Source organism: Streptomyces sp. SID3343 (assembly GCF_009865215.1).
GTDB lineage: Bacteria > Actinomycetota > Actinomycetes > Streptomycetales > Streptomycetaceae > Embleya.
The window spans coordinates 1-2,667 of sequence record NZ_WWJX01001441.1; the positions used below are offsets into that span (position 1 = coordinate 1).

Genomic DNA, 2,667 nt, shown 5'->3' on the forward strand with positions numbered 1-2,667 from the left:
GGCAGCAGCCGATCGGGCACACGTCGTGGCTCGGGCCGAGCGCACCGATCGCGCAGCGCCCCGCGGCCTCGCCGCGCAGCGTCGCGGCCCGTTCCAGAACCAGTTCACCCACCGCCGCGGCGAAGCGCGGATCGGCCCCGGTGGTCGCCGCCCGGGCGATCGGCAGCCCGATCCGCGCGGCCGTCGCGGCGGCCTCCACGTCGAGGTCGTAGCCGACCTCCATGTGATCGGACAGGAACCCGATCGGCACGAGCACCGCGGCCGGCACGCCGTCTGCCCGCAGTGCGACGAGATGGTCGTTGACGTCCGGCTCCAGCCACGGCACCTGCGGCGGGCCGCTGCGACTGGAGTACACGAGGTCCCAGTCGTGCTCGCGGCCCACCGCGCGGGCCACGCCCTCGGCGACCAGTCGGGCCGTCTCGCGATGCTGCGCGACGTAGGCACCGCCGCCGGGGCCGGCGGTGCGCGCGGTCACCGCGGGAATCGAATGGGTGACCATGACCAGGCGCGCGTTCGCCCGCACGTCCTCGGCCAGTTCGGCGAGCGCGGCCGTGACGTGGTCGACGAGCGGCTCGACGAAGCCGGGGTGGTTGAAGAAGTGCCGCAGCTTGTCGAACACCGGTGCCCGCTCGCCGACTTCGGCTCGGGCCGCGAGCAGGTTCTCGTGATACTGCGCACACCCCGAATAGGACGCGTAGGCGCTGGTCACCAGCACGGCGGCGTGCCGGATCCCGTCGTCGGCCATCCGCCGCACGGTGTCCGCGAGATAGGGACGCCAGTTGCGGTTGCCCCAGTACACGGGCAGCGCGACCCCTCGCGCGTCCAGGTCGGTTTCGACGGCCGCGACCAGAGCGCGGTTCTGGGCGTTGATCGGGCTGACCCCGCCGAAGTGGTGGTAGTGCCCGGCGGCCTCCTTCAGGCGTTCGCGGGGCACCCCGCGTCCGGCGGTCACGTTCTCCAGGAAGGGCAGCACCTCGTCGGGGGCGTCGGGGCCGCCGAAGGAGAGCACCAGGAGCGCGTCGAACGGACGGGGGTCGGGGGCCTGTGTCGCGTGCATGCCTGTGATCCTCGCATCGTCGAGGCGGCGGCCTCACGCCCCGCCACGCGTCGCGCCGCGTGAGTTGCGGCCCATCCGCGCCCGCCCCCTTCCCGGCCCCGTGACCGGCGGGTAATGTCCGCCGGAACCCACGGCGACCCAGGAGGAACCCGTTGAGCAGCGCCACCCCCGCCGTCTCCAAGACGCCCCCGACCTGGCGCAACTGGGCCGGTAACCAGTCCGCGCGCCCGCACTCCGTGATCACCCCGCGCTCCGCCGAGGAGGTCTCGTCGGCGATTCGCAAGGCGGCGTCCCAGGGCTTGGCGGTCAAGGCCGTGGGGGCGGGTCACTCGTTCACGTCGGTCGCCAACACCGACGGCGTGCAGATCCGGCCGGAGGGGCTGACCGCGGTGCACGCCCTGGACCGGGCCGCGGGGACGATCACGGTCGGCTCGGGCATGCGGCTGAGCGACTTCAACACGTTGCTCGCCGGGTACGGCCTGGCCCTGACCAACATGGGCGACATCCAGGTGCAGAGCCTGGCCGGCGCGACCTCCACGGGCACCCACGGCACGGGCAGGGTCTCGGGCTCGCTCGCGGCGCAGATACGCGGCATGGAGATAGTGCTCGCCGACGGCGAGATCACCACGTGTTCGGCGACCGAGAACGCCGAACTGTTCGCGGGTGCGCGCGTGGGACTGGGCGCGCTGGGCGTGGTGACGGCGCTGACGTTCGCGGTCGAGCCGAGCTTCCTGTTGGAGGCGCACGAGGAACCGATGAAGCTCGACGCCGTGCTCGGGTCCTTCGACGCGTTGTGCGCCGACAACGAGCATTTCGAGTTCTATTGGTTCCCGCACACCGACAACTGCAATGTGAAGCGGAACAACCGCATCGCGGGGCCGGCGAAGCCGCTTTCCAAGGCGCGTTTCCTGCTCGACGACGAATTGCTGTCCAACGGGGTGTTCTCGCTCGCGTGCCGGATCGGCAAGGCCGCGCCCAGGACGGTTCCCGCGATCGCTCGACTCTCCAGTCGCGCGTTGTCCGCGCGCTCCTACTCCGACACGTCGCACAAGGTTTTCACCAGCCCGCGCCGGGTGCGTTTCATCGAGATGGAGTACGCCCTCGCCCGTGCCGACGCGACCGCGGCGCTCGCCGAGGTGCGGGCCTTCGTCGAGGCGTCGGGGCTGCCGATCAACTTCCCCGTCGAGGTGCGCGTCGCACCGGGGGACGACCTGTGGTTGTCCACGGCGTCGGGGCGCGACACCGCGTACATCGCGGTGCACATGTACAAGGGGACGCCGCACGAGCGCTACTTCACCGAGGTCGAGAAGATCATGGTGGCCCACGGCGGGCGTCCGCACTGGGGAAAGATGCACACCCGCGACGCCGAGTACTTCGCCCGGTCGTACCCGCGGTTCGCCGACTTCACGGCGCTCCGGGACCGGGTGGACCCGGAGCGCCGCTTCGGCAACGACTACCTGCGGCGCGTGCTGGGCGACTGAGCGCCCACGGCGTGGGCGCTCACGGCGTCGCGTCCCCGCCCGCGCCCTGGTCGGCGTTGCGGCCGGCCGCGTCGCCGCCGCTCGCGTTCTTGTCGCCGCCCGTGCCTGCGTCCTGGCCGTTGCCCGCGC

General features: G+C 72.1%; 2 protein-coding genes. One reads left to right on the forward strand and one right to left on the reverse strand.

Features of this window, described 5'->3' with window-relative positions; translation table 11 throughout:
• A partial coding sequence (locus GT354_RS46025; RefSeq protein WP_161363493.1) for a ferrochelatase occupies window positions 1–1,057 on the reverse strand: 1,057 nt, incomplete at its 3' end.
• Between the two features lie 152 nt (window positions 1,058–1,209).
• Here GT354_RS46025 and GT354_RS46030 point away from each other — a divergent pair.
• The gene (locus tag GT354_RS46030) at window positions 1,210–2,538 is read left to right on the forward strand and encodes a D-arabinono-1,4-lactone oxidase (protein WP_161363495.1); all 1,329 of its coding nucleotides are present in this window, start codon (window positions 1,210–1,212) and stop codon (window positions 2,536–2,538) included.
• Window positions 2,539–2,667: the final 129 nt, after the last annotated feature.